At 40.1% G+C, this 16624-nt stretch carries 21 protein-coding genes; 2 read left to right on the forward strand and 19 right to left on the reverse strand.

Annotated features, from left to right (window positions below; genetic code table 11):
• From M983_RS04095 to M983_RS04115, 5 genes are all read right to left on the reverse strand, one after another.
• Positions 1 to 3312 (reverse strand): TipJ family phage tail tip protein (locus M983_RS04095; protein WP_066747433.1); only part of this gene is annotated, 3312 nt, incomplete at its 3' end.
• Entirely contained in the window at positions 3312 to 3878 is a 567-nt protein-coding gene (locus tag M983_RS04100; protein WP_066747437.1) for a tail assembly protein, read from the reverse strand. The genes M983_RS04095 and M983_RS04100, both read right to left, overlap by 1 nt.
• On the reverse strand, positions 3815 to 4534 hold the full coding sequence (locus M983_RS04105; RefSeq protein ID WP_066747440.1) for a C40 family peptidase: 720 nt from the start codon (positions 4532 to 4534) through the stop codon (positions 3815 to 3817). Before M983_RS04105 ends, M983_RS04100 begins: the two co-directional genes overlap by 64 nt.
• Positions 4535 to 4537: 3 nt before the next feature.
• Complete coding sequence (locus M983_RS04110) at positions 4538 to 5236, reverse strand: phage minor tail protein L (protein WP_066747443.1); 699 nt, start codon at positions 5234 to 5236, stop codon at positions 4538 to 4540.
• Positions 5233 to 5562 carry a phage tail protein gene (locus M983_RS04115; protein ID WP_066747445.1) on the reverse strand — a complete coding sequence of 110 codons (330 nt, stop codon included), beginning with the start codon at positions 5560 to 5562 and terminating at the stop codon, positions 5233 to 5235. Before M983_RS04115 ends, M983_RS04110 begins: the two co-directional genes overlap by 4 nt.
• Positions 5563 to 5707: 145 nt before the next feature.
• On the opposite strand from M983_RS04115, the gene M983_RS04120 reads away from it, so the two are divergent.
• Complete coding sequence (locus tag M983_RS04120) at positions 5708 to 5965, forward strand: hypothetical protein (RefSeq protein WP_066747454.1); 258 nt, start codon at positions 5708 to 5710, stop codon at positions 5963 to 5965.
• Here the strand turns inward: M983_RS04120 and M983_RS04125 are convergent.
• The 6 genes from M983_RS04125 to M983_RS17265 all read right to left on the reverse strand — a co-directional run bounded on the left by M983_RS04125 (position 5962) and on the right by M983_RS17265 (position 11791).
• Entirely contained in the window at positions 5962 to 6240 is a 279-nt protein-coding gene (locus tag M983_RS04125; protein ID WP_066747457.1) for a mediator of RNA polymerase II transcription subunit 21, read from the reverse strand. The two genes, M983_RS04120 and M983_RS04125, sit on opposite strands and share 4 nt — an antisense overlap.
• A 15-nt stretch (positions 6241 to 6255) precedes the next feature.
• Positions 6256 to 9423, reverse strand: a complete 3168-nt coding sequence (locus tag M983_RS04130) for a hypothetical protein (RefSeq protein WP_066747460.1) — start codon at positions 9421 to 9423, stop codon at positions 6256 to 6258.
• Between the two features lie 63 nt (positions 9424 to 9486).
• Positions 9487 to 10023: a hypothetical protein gene (locus tag M983_RS04135; protein WP_066747463.1), complete on the reverse strand. Its 537-nt coding sequence runs from the start codon at positions 10021 to 10023 to the stop codon at positions 9487 to 9489.
• 122 nt (positions 10024 to 10145) lie between these two features.
• Positions 10146 to 10901, reverse strand: a complete 756-nt coding sequence (locus tag M983_RS04140; protein ID WP_066747466.1) for a BRO-N domain-containing protein — start codon at positions 10899 to 10901, stop codon at positions 10146 to 10148.
• 74 nt (positions 10902 to 10975) lie between these two features.
• Positions 10976 to 11548: a BRO-N domain-containing protein gene (locus M983_RS17260; RefSeq protein ID WP_083954542.1), complete on the reverse strand. Its 573-nt coding sequence runs from the start codon at positions 11546 to 11548 to the stop codon at positions 10976 to 10978.
• 72 nt (positions 11549 to 11620) lie between these two features.
• Positions 11621 to 11791 (reverse strand): Arc family DNA-binding protein, encoded by a 171-nt coding sequence (locus M983_RS17265; RefSeq protein ID WP_167348669.1) that lies wholly within the window; start codon positions 11789 to 11791, stop codon positions 11621 to 11623.
• Between the two features lie 98 nt (positions 11792 to 11889).
• Between M983_RS17265 and M983_RS04150 the strand changes: the two genes are divergently transcribed.
• Complete coding sequence (locus tag M983_RS04150) at positions 11890 to 12306, forward strand: Arc family DNA-binding protein (RefSeq protein WP_157091925.1); 417 nt, start codon at positions 11890 to 11892, stop codon at positions 12304 to 12306.
• A 31-nt stretch (positions 12307 to 12337) separates the two neighbouring features.
• Here M983_RS04150 and M983_RS04155 read toward each other — a convergent pair whose 3' ends face one another.
• The 8 genes from M983_RS04155 to M983_RS04190 form a co-directional block, all read right to left on the reverse strand.
• Positions 12338 to 13030, reverse strand: coding sequence for a DUF6246 family protein (locus M983_RS04155; protein ID WP_066747470.1), 693 nt, complete (start codon positions 13028 to 13030; stop codon positions 12338 to 12340).
• Between the two features lie 49 nt (positions 13031 to 13079).
• A complete protein-coding gene (locus tag M983_RS04160; protein WP_066747472.1) occupies positions 13080 to 13835 on the reverse strand; it encodes an Ig-like domain-containing protein in 756 nt (251 codons plus the stop codon).
• A 64-nt stretch (positions 13836 to 13899) separates the two neighbouring features.
• On the reverse strand, positions 13900 to 14268 hold the full coding sequence (locus tag M983_RS04165; RefSeq protein WP_066747475.1) for a phage tail termination protein: 369 nt from the start codon (positions 14266 to 14268) through the stop codon (positions 13900 to 13902).
• The gene (locus M983_RS04170) at positions 14265 to 14636 is read right to left on the reverse strand and encodes a hypothetical protein (RefSeq protein ID WP_066747477.1); all 372 of its coding nucleotides are present in this window, start codon (positions 14634 to 14636) and stop codon (positions 14265 to 14267) included. Before M983_RS04170 ends, M983_RS04165 begins: the two co-directional genes overlap by 4 nt.
• Before the next feature lies 1 nt (position 14637).
• Positions 14638 to 14979: a hypothetical protein gene (locus tag M983_RS04175; RefSeq protein WP_066747480.1), complete on the reverse strand. Its 342-nt coding sequence runs from the start codon at positions 14977 to 14979 to the stop codon at positions 14638 to 14640.
• A complete protein-coding gene (locus M983_RS04180) occupies positions 14979 to 15347 on the reverse strand; it encodes a DUF7370 family protein (RefSeq protein WP_066747483.1) in 369 nt (122 codons plus the stop codon). The genes M983_RS04175 and M983_RS04180 overlap by 1 nt, the downstream gene beginning before the upstream one ends.
• The gene (locus M983_RS04185; RefSeq protein ID WP_066747486.1) at positions 15331 to 15540 is read right to left on the reverse strand and encodes a hypothetical protein; all 210 of its coding nucleotides are present in this window, start codon (positions 15538 to 15540) and stop codon (positions 15331 to 15333) included. The genes M983_RS04180 and M983_RS04185 overlap by 17 nt, the downstream gene beginning before the upstream one ends.
• A gap of 9 nt (positions 15541 to 15549) precedes the next feature.
• Positions 15550 to 16614 (reverse strand): major capsid protein, encoded by a 1065-nt coding sequence (locus tag M983_RS04190; protein WP_066747488.1) that lies wholly within the window; start codon positions 16612 to 16614, stop codon positions 15550 to 15552.
• Positions 16615 to 16624: the final 10 nt, after the last annotated feature.

Below are 16624 nucleotides of genomic sequence, written 5' to 3' on the forward strand. Positions count from 1 at the left end.
CTTTAGCTTACCGAGAATGTCGCAACTCTCTTCAATAACAACGTTTTTTAATCGCCCAGAAGTTGCTTCTATTTCCCCTCTCGCTTTTATATTTTGAAGTTCAACATATCCATTTTTATTAATTATCCAGCCTGATTTTCCTGCTACATAATTATTTGATTGAATAACATTTCCTATTTTGGCGTTTGTGATAGACCCATCTTCGATAAATAAATCACGGATAAAGAGTTGCCCATTTTTGGCATACATAAACAGTTCCATCTTGCCATTTACAGGGTTATACCACGCAAAATTATTGGCGTTATAGCCGATATAGGATTCTAATTTCCCGTTCTTAACCTGAGCACTAATCACCTGTCCCGCTGCGTTATAACTCACGCCATTGTGTTTAATGGTGATATTAATCGAGTGGGTCACAACACCGTCACCTGATTGCTCAAACGTGGCCTGCATTTTCTCCTGTATCATGCCCTCTTGTTTATCAAACTTAGCCTGAACCTGTGTCTTATTTTCAGCAAATGCTTTGTCGGTTTTAGAGATAGCTTGAGAGTTTGAAATGATATCCGCTTGGGCTTTATCCATCTCAGTACGAATTGCCGTAAAACGCTGACCAAAGGCTTCATCAAGCTTAGTGATTGAAATTTGTGCCTCTTCAATGGCTGACTTATTATCACCAACAGCTGAATAGACACGTTTCATTTCCTGCGCCCATGCCTCGTTATCAGAGACTCGCAGTTGTTGAAGGTGGGAAATTCCTGCCTGAGCATTACCATCTCTCACTAATAAATCAGTAGACAGCTGATAAGTGGCATTCACTAGCTCAGCGATAGACTCAGTATTCCAGTCGAGCTTTTGGTCGAGTTGTTTGCCTGCTTCTACGGTCAGGAATTTATCACTCAACTCGTCAAGAATGGCTTCAGTATTGTCGTCAGCTTGTCCTTTAACTTCTACAAAATGAGACTTACCGTATTCATTAACACTTCGCACATAAAACCAATAATCATGCCCCGCCTTTAGTTGCCCTTTAGTCCAAAATTTGGCACGGCCTAAAAATTCAGACTTTGACTCTATCTCGTTTATATTGGCTATTCTATTTTCACCAGAAAACCAGAACTCAAACTCAGTGCTGATAGTGTGTGGTGCGGTAATACGAGGAGTGAGTTTTATTTCAAAAAAACCAGATTCAACAGTTATTGAGTTAGGCGCGTTTGGTGTACCAATAACCATCTGCACTTTTGATTCATTACCAAGCATTCCATTGGTATCTCTACCTCTTACTCCTACAAGATAGTCGCCCGCCGCAAGCCCATTAAAGTAATACTCTAAATCAGTTGTGTTGCCAGTAGACACTACCTTGTTATTTCGATAGAGAGTGACATTAAATGAAATGTTTCTGTTGATAGTTGTCGTCATCCACATGGCTCTAGCCTGAACCTGTGAGCTGTCATCAACATAAGCGACTGAAAGGCGTTCTATATTAGGAATTCGAATAATATTCTGTGTTGGAGGGATTCCAGTAAAATCAGCACCATCATCAACAATGCGCTCTTTTTGTGGTTCATGTTGAATGCAGTTGTATAGATAATTTCCATCACTATCTTCAGAAATAGAAATCACACGAAATAGTCTAGTAGTTAATGCGCTCTTGGAAACAGAAAATACACCATACTGCTTCAATCCATGAGGTATATTACGCAAAGTGACAACATTACTATCGATAGACTGAATATCTATTTTCTCGAACTTACCAGAAGTTCCTAAGAACGAGAATGTCCCTTTATCGTCATATTCCCAATCTACAGGCGCATCAATAGTAACAGTGCTACCATTGACTGATAAAACCCGACCTCCTACTTTCACTCCCGCAAAGCTATCATCTGCAATTTCAATAATGTCGCCAGAGATGCAGTTAATTCCCTCTTTTCCTGTTGAGAATGTAACGCTATCTTTCTCCAGCTTTTCTGTCTGTAATATCCACTTACCCACTCTGTGAGCTTGTCCGCGACTAGTGCAACCAAAAGCAGTGACTTTCTTGACATTTACAGCACCGAAGCGCTGAATAAGATCGTCATCTTGAATAAATTCTCTCTCTTCCCCCCAACCATTGCTCGGGTTTATCCATGACACCTCAATAGCGTTGTGACGAGCTGATTTCGCTGTTGATGTATATTTAAATTTGCCATTAATAACGTTTGAGTTTGTGTACGTCCATACGGGATCTGACGGTCTGTCTTGAAAGCACGTTAACTGCTGCCCGTCCCATAAAGGCATGCCACGAAATACAGACGCCAAGTCATCAAGCACTTCTTTGGCTTTTCGTTGAGAGGTAATATAAGCATTGAAAGTAAAGCGAGGCTCTTTGTTGCCAAACCCATCATCAATCAATTCATCACAGTAACGGGCGATGGCATATAGTGCGAATTTATCGACACCAAATGACCCAATCATTTCTCCTATGCCGTATCGCTCATTAGTCACTAAATCGTAAAAAACCCATGCAGGGTTATTAGTCCATGCTGGCTTGAAACGGCCAGTCCAAATGCCAGTGTAAGCTCGCGTTTCTGGATCATAATTATCAGGAACTTGGATAATCATCCCTTTAATATGATAGGTGCGATTTGGCGTATCACCGTATTGGGATTTATCAATTTTCATCCCGACAACAGCAGAGTTAGGATAAGAAAATTTAGCATCCGTTATTTCTGTGTAACTCGCCCATACTGTGCCATTCTTCAGTGAATCACTCTTACTATCGTCAGTTAATCGAGAAACTCTAATTTGAAAAGGTTTCTTTTTAGGGGCATCGATGATATATGACTCTAAATATTGACCACTGATTTTACCAGTTATTTTTGCTGTTTCTGCATACACCCAACCAGAACCATCATTAACTTCAATAAGCATTTCCACAGTAGTATTGTACTGGTTTCCCTTATCATCTTGACTAAAAAGAGCAGAAACACCCAAAGTAAACCGAACTCGGTCGGTTTCTTGATCTGAAATGGTGCGTAAAATTGGTGTGCTTTTTTTTACCTCTACATTGACAGGAATTTCTTTTTCTACAAAGGGAAAGTCCTCTAATGGCTCTTGTGTTGGTGTTCCTGCTCGCCATTGAACCTCAACACCATGAATATTAGGATTTCCATCTTTATCTACAACAGGTGTGCCATTCAATAAAAAGCCTGACATACCACCGACGGGGCCTTCTATTGGCCCTTCTGAAACTAAATCAATGACATTAAGAAATTGTTTATTTTTTAAGTTGTCATCGAGCAATCTTGGAGTGCTGCCTCCACCGCCACCTTTACCCATTAAACAGTCTCCAAGCCTTGTGATATTACATTTGAACCCACAACCATCTCGCCATAACAAATAGGAACTGGATAACCTTGCCCGACTCTATTTGATAATGAGCTGAAATACTGGTTACTTTCAGAGTTTCTTCCCTCTATACTTGGTGCTGACGGTGTTTTAGTTAGCATGGTTGCCAATCCTGCTGCGGCCACACCTACACCTGCGGCAAATAATGCGGTCGATGTCATTGTTGCCAAAAATCCGCCTGGTATTAAAAGCGATGCACCAATTAAAGCGGCACCACCAATAATGCCTAACCAACCACCTGACTTTGCACCACCAACAATAGGAACGATCGTAATAACATCACCGTCATTTAATATCGTATTTAATCCAGCGGAAATATTATTATCGGTCATATCATTACCGGCAATACGAACACGAAATTGACCTTGGTTAATCTCTTTTTTCAACCCATTAATTTGGTAACAAAGACAGCGCAAAGCTTCACCAGCATTGCTTACTTCAAGTTCAAATCTGCGTCCAAATTTGCGTAAATAGCCTGCAAACTGTAGTTTGACCATTGTTTATGTCTCCAAATACTGTGCGTGTATTTAAACCAGTAACCACCGTAAGTATCGCGCTTACTCAGTCGGTCTGGTCTGTGATGCAGTATCTCTTGATTACCCAAGTACAAAGCTGCATGACAAGGCTTTGAAGTGCCTAAACAAATTAATATCATGTCGCCTGCTTGAGCTTCCTCAACTTGATAGAAACCCTGCTTAACGGTGTTATCAAGATAGAGATTTTGCTCTGTGTACCACCATTCATCAGGGCGAATGAAATCATCTAGCTGAATACCTGAAAGATGATAAGCATCGCGTATAATGGAATAGCAATCCTGCTCACCATGCTTAAACTCTCTACCTAACAGTGGCGCTATTGGCCTGAACTTATGGATTACACCATTACATACCAACCACCAAGGTAAGTTTGTTTTCCTTTGCATGGATATATCACCAGAACTTAAGAAAGGACTTCCGTCAGGGTGGCTGTGAACAATGGCTTTAACGTCTGAATAACACTCCGCCGTCATCCAATCACTTGGATTTATTTCAAAGTAGTTTTGTGGATCTGAATGTATATTTCTGCAAGGGAAGTATCTGTCGCCCGAAATTAAACCACACGACTCCCTCGCACCCTCCGCTTTCGCGTGAGCGATTATGTCTTTTTCAATCATGGATTAACCTAATTTATTTGAACCTAAATACCCACCAAAGGGCATTTTTCCCTTATGTCTTAATTTGCACCCGCTGTATTTATGAGAGCATTTATCTTTTAATGGGTCGGTTGTCAGCTGGTCTTTTTCATCTGCAACAGGAGGGCCGTCATACCCACAATCAAATCCTCGGTATCGCCAAGAACAAATATCGGCCTGAATAACTCTTCTAGGTATCAGGGCGTTATCTGTTTCTGTTGGAAGCGCTAATATATATGTCACAAAGTCTGAGTCTGAACTTTCTCGTTGTTCGATAACGTATTTTTGCACGGCTTCTCTAGTTGGATCTGCCTGTGGGTTTCCGTTAGGAAAATTGACAGCATCTAGATATTGTTCTAGAACCTGCCTGCGAGTAACGATAGCACCTAGCGCATCATCGTAATCGTTATTAATAGCAGTTAACATTCCGTCAAAGTTAGCAAACGTCATTTTTGGTCTGTCTGATGCACCCTGAGCTGTTACACTAAACCCTGTAACCTGAACTGGATAAGGCTCATAGCGCAATCCTTGCCAGATAATAGGTTTTAATAAGCCATTCATGCCATCATGAAATCGGTAAACATCTCCACCAAAACGGCTTAAATCGACCTCATACAGATCTAACATTGCATTTTGCTGTAGGTCTGCAACATCTATACGCATTTCTTGAGGTATATCCCTCATGCAACAACCTCCTCAAATATGCAATCTATCTGCCATGCCGATGCTCTAGGTGTTACCTGCCAGCCACGACAGACAAATTTACGTTTAAAATTATCATCACTGGTTAGCCATAAGAATGATTCAACCGCGCCTCGAGACTTAAGAAACCCATCAATCTGTTTTCCAATATCAGCCCGTTTAATAAATGAAAGCTGATAGGTCTTTAATTGGTTGTTAATCCCGTCTTTAGCTCGTTGTTCGTAGCCGTTACCAAACTTAGCCACCTTCACCTTAGGCTCATTACCTACCTGATAAGCCGTTTCAGGTCGCCACTTAAACTCTTCCATTGGTTACTCCAATAAAAAAGGCGACACAAAGCCGCCTGATCAAATATCAGGATATTAATAAATATCCATTAGGTTATTTTATGTATTCAGTCCAGAGAAACTTGCCGAAGGAATGGCTGACTTACTTCGGTGTGAGGATTTTAAAATGTCAGAAAATAATAAAGGATCATATGAAGATTCAATGTTGCAGTATCTTACAGCTTTACGAGCAGAGACTGCATTCCATAAAACCGTGTTATTTGTATTAGCTAAAAAGAACCTAAATCAGGATGATAAAGAAATAATAAGAAGGTTAATTGATAGTTCTAAACAAAGAGATAAAGCGGCAAACACTGAAATTCTTAGCAATATATATTCAGAGGAGATAGAAAAATGCTTTGAATTATTTATGGATAATATTTAATCGCTTACGGTTGTTTGTGAATTAAAAAAAGCCTCGTCAACACCAGTTTTACATTCATATAATTTTAGTAACTTCTCTTTTTCACAGCTCGTTGCCTTTTGCATATCAGCGAGCTGTTTTTCCAATGCTTCAATTCTTTTTACTAAATCTTCCATCGATGGCGCAGATGATATTAATGCGGATTTAATCACTACTGCTTTAGCTATTACGTTCCCGTTGCTATCTTTCATTACTCCATTACCATCCATCATTAACATATTTTCTTGATTACTCATAACTACCTCTCTTAATTACCAACTTCTTGATTTTTCCAAAGCACCACCACTACGCATTTCGGTTCCTAGCACGTCATAAACCGTACCTCTTACCATTTGCTGTATCTGTTGTGCTTCCTTTTGTGTGATGCCATTAGGTGCCTGAACTTGGAATGTGAAGTGCATATCCCCCATGCTGACACCGTTACCGCCTTTACCCATTTGCCGATTACTAATAACTCGACCATTGTCACCAGGTATCATGTATTGATTACCGTTTGATGCTTTGAATATCTCAGGCTTACCGCCCTCACCAACTCGATACATTGAACCAGCATTTACGGGACCACCATTTTTACGAGCACCTGCTAGCGCAATCATAGCGGGTATTGCTGTTGCCATTGCCGCCATACCCCATGTAGCAGCAGAACCCATAGTAGCAATACTGGTTGTTGCTGCCGCTGGAGCCATAGCATTTGTAATAGCCGCACCAGTAGTTGTTGCCTCCGCTACAGCTTGAATATTTGAAGCCTTGCGCATAGCAATTTCAGTAACCATATTCTTAACTTGTTGCATACCCATTTCAACCAGAGCACTAACCGCTTGATCAACAATTGTTGAGGCTACATTTTTAAACGCATCATTTAAGTTTTGAGTACCAGTTAATAGCCCTGTGAGCACGTTAGAAGAACGTTGCCCTAATGCGTCTAGTCCATCGGCTAAGAATTGATTGGCTTGACTCTGATTGCGCCATATCTCCCATTGAGCATTCATGCGGTCTTGCTCGTACTGGGTATTAGCGGCATTCATTAACTCTAAGCCACGCTGAGTGATAGCACCTTTTTCGGTCTCAAATTGGCGGATCATTTCAAGTTGCTTTGCATGCTGATTAGCTAATTCTTGAATAGGGTCATATTGTCCTTTGACTTCATCGATAGGATCGACAGTAGCATTTATTTTTATTTCAGCCATGCCGATATCAAAAGCCTTCATTGCTTTATTGCCTAACGCCTTAAACGTTTCCTCATCAATGAAATCATTATCAAACATACGCTTAAGCTCTTCAGCTTCTTGTCTGAATGCCCTTGAAAGCTTGAGTTCTGGGGTAACTTCTTGCGACTTGATAAAGTCATCAACTTTCTGCTTGAGATTGAAAATTTCAGATGCTTCTTTAGCAATAGCTTCTTTCTGCTTATTAGTTGCTTTCTCACCTAAACTCTGCACGGCATTATACACAGCCATCTCTCGGGTAATGTCAAACATACCAGAGTTCAGTAGTTCAAATTCCTTTCTTAGAGATTCAGTCTGTTGCCGTTGCTTTCTAATAGCATCTTCAATGTGATTATTTTCTTTATTATTTGATTTTAATGACTTATTTTTATTAGTGAGATTTTCTCTTGCTGTTGCTTCTTCTTTTAGTAATTGTATGTAACGTTTTCTTTGTCCTTCATCGGTCATTCCCATTTGAGTGGCAGCAATTTCTGCTCGATACTTTATTGCCGCATCCTTTCCTTGCTCCATTTCAATTTTTAATGCGGTAACATTGTTCTCGATGCTTTGAAGCATAACCTCAAAACCATTGTCTAACTTAACACTCAAAGCATTTCTAAGATTGGAAATAGCAATTTCGGCTTCTTCAGGAGGGGTTTTAGCTTCCTCTAGCGCCTTTTTAAGCTTGTCTATTTGGATTTCCATATCAGCAATGACTGGCGAACCTGATTCTAATGTCTGTAGCAATAACTCATTAGCTTCATTCAAACCACCAACGGATTTTAGATATAAAGCATTAGCTTCTATCTGCTCATCGGTCTTACCTGTTCTTTCCTTTTCAGTTTTATTTAATAATTCAAGTGAGCGAGAGTAACGTTTATTTTCATTTTCTAAATCAGCTTGACTGCCTTGTAAGGTTTTTAGTCTTTGCTGTTGTTCCTCAAGAACTGTGTTGTAATCTCTCCCAAAATTATCCTCTCGCCATTTGATTGGATTTTTTTTCATGTACTCAATTTGAGCTAGGGTAGATCTTATTTTCTCCGAAAGAGAATCTATTTCTTTTGTGTTTGTTTTAATGACTATTTCTGTCTTTGTAGCGCTAGCAACTATCTGTTTTGAATTTAACTCATCTAGTTTTTCAATAGCCTCATTAATCTTTGATTTATAATCATCAATAGATGAATTATTACTCATTGACTGATAAAGAGCATACACACCAGCAGCCGCTAGCATAAACAAACCAGCAGGACCACCTAACAATGCCATTGCACTTTTTAACCCGTTCATAGCAACACTTTGAGCTTGCGTAGCCAGCGTTACTTTTGCTGATGCTGTCGCAACGGCCTCATTTGCGGATTTTAGCGTCGCCTTGCCTTTTTGCTCTAATGCGATTGCTGCATTTAGTTTTTGAGTTGCTAGTGCCTCTGCCTCTTTTGCTGCGGCAATACGAGTTTCTATTGCAGCTATCTCTTTGCCAGTAACTGACAACTGTGTCTTTATTTTATTTTCTGTGGCATAGAGCGCGTTTTTCGCCTTATTTACGGATATCAAATTCTTTTCAGTTGCCGCTATCTGATAAGTCTCTTCGGCGTCTTTAACAATCATCGCCTGACGCTTTCTTAATGCTTCTAAATCCTGAATTTTTGCATCTGTAGAGCGTTCTATCTCAGTGATAGCGCTTTTTTCGACGTTAACAGAAGCTAGCTTACTCTGAGCTTCATCTTTTGCAGCTTTCGCATTTAATACTTGCTGAGAAGCAGCAGCTTGAAGTGCCTTCGCTTCTTTCTGAGCCGCCTTAGCGTGTTCTAGCTCAGCTTGCGTGGCTAAAATAGCCGCCTTGGCATGCTGAACGAGCTGACTAGTGGCACTGCCGATATTGCTAACATAACCCGCACCAAATGTTCCAGATACAGTACTTAAAACACCAGCAAATCTATTATTTACCTGAGAGGCTTTTTCTGTTTTTGCAGATTGCGCACCAATGCTTCCTGTTAATTCTGACATTTGTCTAGATAACTTATTAACCTCAGGCATTTTTAAGGATGTTCCCACACTTGAAGCTGTTTTATCTAATTTATTAAAGGAGTCCGTTGTTTTTTCTGTTGCACCCTCTAGTTCTGATAAAGCTTTACTTACATCTTTTTCACCTTGTAACAAGGGCTTTATATCCATTGAAACTTGATAGACAATACCGCCAACATTTTGCTCTGACATTTTAAAGTCTCCTAAAAAAAGAAAACCCGCCAAAATTGACGGGTCTTATGCATAAATCGTTAATTAAAAAATCTTATAAAATAGATATTTTATCTTTCTTTCGTACACTCCTGGGATACCTTTGGAACGAGTAGATATGTAAGAATAAAAAACAACATCATCACCAACTATTTGGTCATTTATTTTAAAATAGTATGGCTCAATTCTTTTTATACTTTCCTGTCCATAATTATAGTCTCTGTCAAAATAACAAATAGAATGACCGTTAATATTTTGTCCTAATGTATTTTTTGCAACATAATTTATGAATACTTTTTGTGAATCAAACTTAACAAGACCATCTTTCATTAGTTCCTTAACGGGTTCAGGCATGTTGTTTATTTTTTTAGTAGTAATATCGTCAGGTAGCTTAGTAATTTCATATCGGAAATCATCCATTTTATAAGAAGATGGATTCTTCATTAATACCTTAGTCATCTCTGAACAAAAAGAAACCGCATAAAAATTATCAGCTTCCTTTTGTGGCATCAAATTAACCGAAATGCCCGCAAGAGCAATAACCGCCAATATAGACAAAAGTATAAGCAGCACTTTCCTCACAACACCATCCTCGTTAGTTAATTTGTTATTAGTTTAGCTGTTTGTGGTGCAAAGAAAAGCAAAAAGCCTCAGTTAAGAGGCGTGATATGTGATCTCAAGCAAGCCGTCCTTGGCTTGGGTGATTAAGCTACTTCAACACCATGAATGGCGTGTCGTAATGCTTTTACTCCATTGTCGTTATATCTGAATGCTTCAACCTGTTTTGATGAATAAGCAGATTTATCTAAGAAATATTTCCCATATTCCTCTGTTTTTAATCCGTGTTTATTAGCCATGCGTCCGATTTTATTGGCAGATACTTCAAGCATTTCGCCAACTTCGCCAGCGGTATAATACTTTTGTTCAAGTGCTGGCAAAGGAACGGCTTCAAACCCAACAATCGGATTGACGATATTAGCTGCTACACATTGCTTTGCTTCATCACTCAAGTTAGGCATTAAGTCGAATAAGTTAGTAATGGCATCAACTGACATTTTCAGCGTTCTTGCTTGGCGGTATTCAGGTAAACCTGATTGGCTTTTCTTAATTGAGTAACTACCTGTTTCCATAATTTCAGGTAAAACTTGCTCACAAACCCAATCTTGAACATTTTCAGCAGATGGCAGATTGCTACGCATAATTAAGCGGAACATATCAGACTGACCAGCCAAAATAACGCCTTTAGGATTATCAAACCCTAATTCTAACGATTCGTTATAATTAAGTTTAATCAGTGACTTACAATGGTCTTTTAACGCTTTTGATGGATTTGTGTACCCTAACGAAGTCGCCAATTCAACAGCAAGAAACACTGGCTTACCTTTATATTTCAATCCTGAAACAGTGATTAACTGGTCTTTGCTTGACTTGTAGTTAAAAACTCTAATACTATTACTCATAAATATACGTCCTATATTTTAGTTTAAGATGAGCCGATAGTTACAGCTATTGGCTTTTCTGTTTTTAGTGCCTATCAATGTGTTAATCTCCTAACTTGTTTTGTCTTAGCTATTCCTTTCATATGTTGTGAATACATTAAGAACATACTCATTGTTGAATTGAGATGTTTCGCCATTTTCGGATCGAAGTTTTCCATATCCTTTCTAGCTTCATCCCACGTTGTACAAATCAGACTTAATCTTGCTAACAATCCGTTTGCACTTACTGAGCTATCTTTTTCGACTGGTAAATCTTTCTTGTCAGCCACTTTTCTATCCAAAATATCCAGCACCCATTTACGGAACTCTTTAGCCACTGGAGTCGATGCAAACATTGCAATCAGGTGAGCGCCACGAAGTGAGTAAACTCTGACCACTTTATTGCGTAAGCTATTGTTTATTCCGTTGAACGTCATATTGACGGTCATTGTCATTGAGTCAGTAAACTCATCTGAATTACGTGAGTACAATTTACTTACATTGTCAGTACGGCTATAACCTAGTACCTGTGCAATTTCAGTTGATGTTAACCACACCTGACCATTTTCAACGATTGGATTAAATGTGAAATTCTGGAAGGTAAGTTCATTCTTGGTTATACTATTCATGTCATTTATTCTCGCCCAAAGAGTTTATTTGATGTTAAGCCTCAGTTGTTAGCGCAACTGGGGTTTTCTTTTTTATAAACATTCTCTCATTACCTTTTCTACTCTCTCATCAAAGCTGCCTTCAAGCCTGATTAACATTTCCTGATTCTCAGATCGTCTATTTCTTACTGCTGCCTCTTTTATTTTCCAGATCAAATCTTCTGGCATACGTACCTGCTTCTGTTTTATAACTTCTAAATCCATACTTATCTCCTTGCTATCATACACTAGCATTTTGCTAACATTGATAGCATAGTAGCATAATGTTAGCATGTCAATGGTTTAAAACTTGGACAAACAAAATGAGCAAAAAAGACGTTCAGCTGAATATACGTATAACTCAAGAGCTTAAAGATAAAATAGAAGAGTCAGCGAGAAAAAATAACCGTTCAATAAATGCTGAAGCTATAACTTTGATGGAAAGGTCTCTTAGAAACAAAAGCCTGACTAAAGCATCTGTTCTTGATGATAGCGAAGGAATAGTTAGCGCCATAAAAAATAGTCAACCTGACTTGAGTGAGGATGCCATAGAAGCTAGTTTAATGGGCTCGTTTGACATGATCTCTAGTATGGTTGTATTTCAAAACAAAGAAAAAATAAAAGAGCTAGCTGTTAACTCATTGTTAGATGCTCTTAAAAAAAGAGATGAATTAGGTGATGGAGATAATTCATTACTAGAAAATCTATATGACATAAAAATAAGTAAAGAGAAAAAATGACCCACAAAACAAAGGGCACGGATGCCCTTGGTTACTTTCTCTTCCTGCTAACCAATCGGCGTTTACCACTGATAAGTTCATCATTGCGCTTATCATCTTGCTTCATGATGTTGTCGTATTCTTCTTTAGTGAAGCCTTTCTCATCTGGATATTTAGCTTTAAGCATCATCTGAAACTCAGTCATGGTTAATTGTTCGGCTTCATCACGATTCATACCAAAGTGAGCACGAGCCGAACTAATATAGTCAATTGCCATAAACTCATCTGAGAATTCGTTTTTGCCTTCATTACGTTGAAGCTTGCGGATCTTCGCTTTACCGATAATTCCGTGAGTGAACAACTCTCTGGCAATAACGATAATATCAGCGATTAGCATCTTGCCGTTTTTATAGACGATACCGCGCTTGCCTGATTGCCATTCGCCAATTATTTCAGAACAGTCATCATCACAACACGCCTGCATCACTATCATTGCCATTTGTAGGATATTGCGTCCGTATGTCGGCTTACTAATGGACTTTATTAACCACTCAGGAATAACCCTGTAATTCATTACGGCACGAGTAATTAAATCTTGTACCTCTGCGCCATTTAATTGACCATATGCGCTCACAATCTGTTTAGGCTCACCAATTCTTATCATATTGATGAACGATGGTCTAAATAAGTAATCTTTTTTATCAGTAGAGATAACTATCTCACCGATTTCTAAAATAGGCGTCATAACCCCTCCTGAATATTATCAAGGGCACTCGAGAGTACCCTTTGTAATATTAAGCAGTGGTAACATTGACCACGCATTTTGCAGTTTTACCGCCATCTTCTGATTTGACGGTGACATTTGCAGTCCCTTCGGCAACACCACGAACAGTCACTACATTCACAAGCTGAGTAACTGTTGCAAAGTTCGGCTTATCGCTCACAGCAGTGTAGTTTTTGTTCGTCGCATCGGTTGGTGTAAATTTGACAGTAAATGTTTTGGTTTCACCCACTTTCACAGACAGAGTTGCTGGCTCAACGGCAACGCTTTCAACAACGATTTCTTCTTGTAGCCATTCAACCGTTTCTGCATCAGCAACTTTCAGTTCACCTGAGTAAGTGGAAATTTCTTTGGTTGGAAACTCCATAGACCATGATGTGAAAGTCATATAACCTTCGATTACGTCAGTTCCATCACCCTTCATATCTAACTGCACCCAATATGACGGCTGACGACCAGCTTTAACTTCATCAAGGATTTCTTTAGCAATATCAAAAGCAGAAGTAGAGCCTGTTACACCAGCTTTTTTCAATTCACCATCAAAGCTAATTGTCACATCAGCACCGGTAACAATGGACTCCGACAATCCTTTTGTATCATCGGCGTTAGATGTCACTGTTTCCATACCAAAGTCTGTAGACTTACTTGTCAGCGCACCTAGTCGCATATATTGGTTTTGTAATGGTCTTTGATTAGAACAACCTTTTGCAATGCGCAGAATACCTGCGTTACCCATCACTAGGCCTTTATCATCAGGGCATTGTGCCATGTTATAACCTCTTTATTTGCAAATAAAAAAGGCCGCTTATGCGACCTGTTGAGATGTGTTTAATTTAAGATGTACAGCGAAAAGAGAGTTTAAGAATAAACCGGCCTTCTTCTGTCGGTATAGGACTTGGTAGACCACCTAAGTTGTAGATTGAATTGAGTTCGCAATCATTGGGGAATTCAGCAACAAAGTTTAGAATTTCATTAGCTCTTACCAATGCAGGCTCGGGATCATACTGTGCAGATACCAAAATAAGCGTCACGAAATCATCAGCACCCAAATCAGCAAATCGACCGCTACCATCATCAGGCTGAATAACAGCATATTGCTGCGTCTTTTCGTCTGGTTGCTCATTCCACGTTAGATATTGAACAATGAAACCATCAAGTAAGTTGCCTCTGTTTAAGTAGCTTTCAAACTTCTCATGTATCATATTTGAAGCTCCCGTTTAACTGCTCTGTCTATATCAGCTCTCGCCTCCTCGAAGGACAGTTTTAGAAACTCTTTCTTTGCCGTTGAGCGTCTGAATTTTTGTTTAACTCTAGGATCATGAACGTAAACTGCATAGTTAGCGGAGTAACCAACTCTACCAGTAACTAATGTTCCGTTAACCTTAACCTCTCTGAATTGTGAGTTTATCAGGGTTGAAGTGTCACCAATCGGCGTGTATAAGAATGATAGCTCACTACCAATCAATAAAGCTGACTGAATAGCTCTCATCACTTTCTTACCTTGTATGTCACCAACAAGTGCTCTAAGGTTTGCGTTAGCCTGAGAAATGCCCCTTACTTTTGCTCCCATATCACACCGCCGTTATCAGAGTGTAGTCATCCGCAATATGCTCGAATAAGTCTTCATCACGTTTGATGAATTTGATTTCGTCAGCACCAGTAGATAACGGATCGCCTGAGCGCCTACCGATAGCGATAAAGTCACCTTTTTTAGCATCTGCATATTCAGTCCAGAAAACTAGCTTGATGGTGATTTCAGAGCCAATATCCAACTTTCCAGATTTAAGCTCGCTACCATAACCACAAAGGAAATGAACCGGCTCAGAGAATGTAACTTTGCCGTATTTATCTTTTCCGTTTGGCCGCCATAAAGTAGCCCATGAGGTGTAAGCCCAATTTGCAACTGAACTCATTAGACACCTCCAATCACCCGAAAAAAGCCCACCGTTTTACTAGATAATGGCAAATTAGCAAGGCATCCGGCACTATCCCATGTGCGGATCTGGTTCAATAGATAATCAGTACCGGCAGAGTCATACGCAAAAGAACGAGACGCCCCGTTAGGAGCGCCTTGTGATGATATCTTTCGAGCGCCAGATAATGAGGCGAGGCGAACCATTGCGTAAACTAGAAGCAGCTTTTGCAGCGACTCATCATAGTTAGCCGCCAAGCATTCAGATTTTGCATTCACTTGATCCAGTAGCAACAACAGCACGGAATCAGGCAATGTAAACCCAAGCTCGGCTATCATTGGCTTTACGTCATCAAGTGTTATCACCATCTGGCTTACCTTTACCCTTTTTCTTCTCTGGCGTGGCGACTTCGAGTTTTCGTTCTTCAACTCGCTCTACCAGACCAGCCCGTAGCCATGTTTCAGCGGTTTCTTCTGAGACATCCAGCTGAGCGCCAACCTCTTGTTTTTTGAGGTCGGCACCAGCAAAGAAGTTACTTGAAATAACCTTTACCAGTGCCATGAATCCCCCTTATGCGCCTTTAGCGTGGATAACTGAGAAGTGACCCGCGATGTCTTGCTTAACCATTAGGCCAGCAGCACCCCACGTGCGCCATACGTAGTCTGAGTTGTAGAACTGACGAGGGTCTGCAACAGTACCGAATGCCTGACCGACGATAGGAGCGATAACACCAGCACCAAGCGGAACAATCAGAACTTCGTTACCTTTCAGCTCATAGTCTTCTTTGATGTCTTTAATGCCCGTGATTTTCTTGATTTCCTCAAGAATGGTGCGGGTTTGGTTAACATCAAAGTAGACAGATTCCCAGTTAGACAGAATTTCGCCTGAGACATACCAAGTTTGCTCGCCGTATTGCAGGTTTTGCAGCTTCAGAACATCACGCAGTTTGATGATCTCGGTGCGGATTTTTTTACCATCTTGCTCAGTTGCGAAATTGATATTCAATGTCACTTGAGCTACACGCTCATCACTACGCAAGCCTTTAAAGGTTTTCTCATCAAACGCAATAAAGTTGCCAGCAGCATCACGGAAACCATTCCAAATAAAGTCGAGGTATTTACGACGAACCGTATCAACAGAGTCTTTCTGTGCATCAGATAGCGAGGCCAGCGCAGAGCCTTTACCGAAAATCGGATCACGCCATGTGAACTTAAAGCCAGTATCATGAATTGGCACCATTGTTCCATCGAAGCTATAAGCGCTAGCTTCAAGTAATGCACCGACCTGCCCACTCATTGACGTGTGAGCCACACCGCCGCCACCTTTACGTGCATACTCATAGACCGACTCATCAATACGAACTGAGCGAGATAATCCCATAAGGTCGTTTAACAAAGTGAATTCAGTGTTTGGCTGGAATTCAGCTAACACAGTCTGGTCATACGCTTTGTACAGGCGTTTGATATCGTCTACCGCATTAGCGGCATCTAAAACTGGCACATTACGAGCGCGAGAAATAAAGTCAGCCACAGCCTGAGCAGATGAATTACGCTCTAAACTCAACGCACCGAATTGCGCTTGGTTGGCTTCAAGGTTTCCGGTTTCGGTTGCCTTCTTAGTTGAAAAATAAAACATTCAGTTCCCC

The sequence above is a fragment of the Proteus myxofaciens ATCC 19692 genome, from assembly GCF_001654855.1.
Taxonomy (GTDB): Bacteria; Pseudomonadota; Gammaproteobacteria; order Enterobacterales; family Enterobacteriaceae; genus Proteus; species Proteus myxofaciens.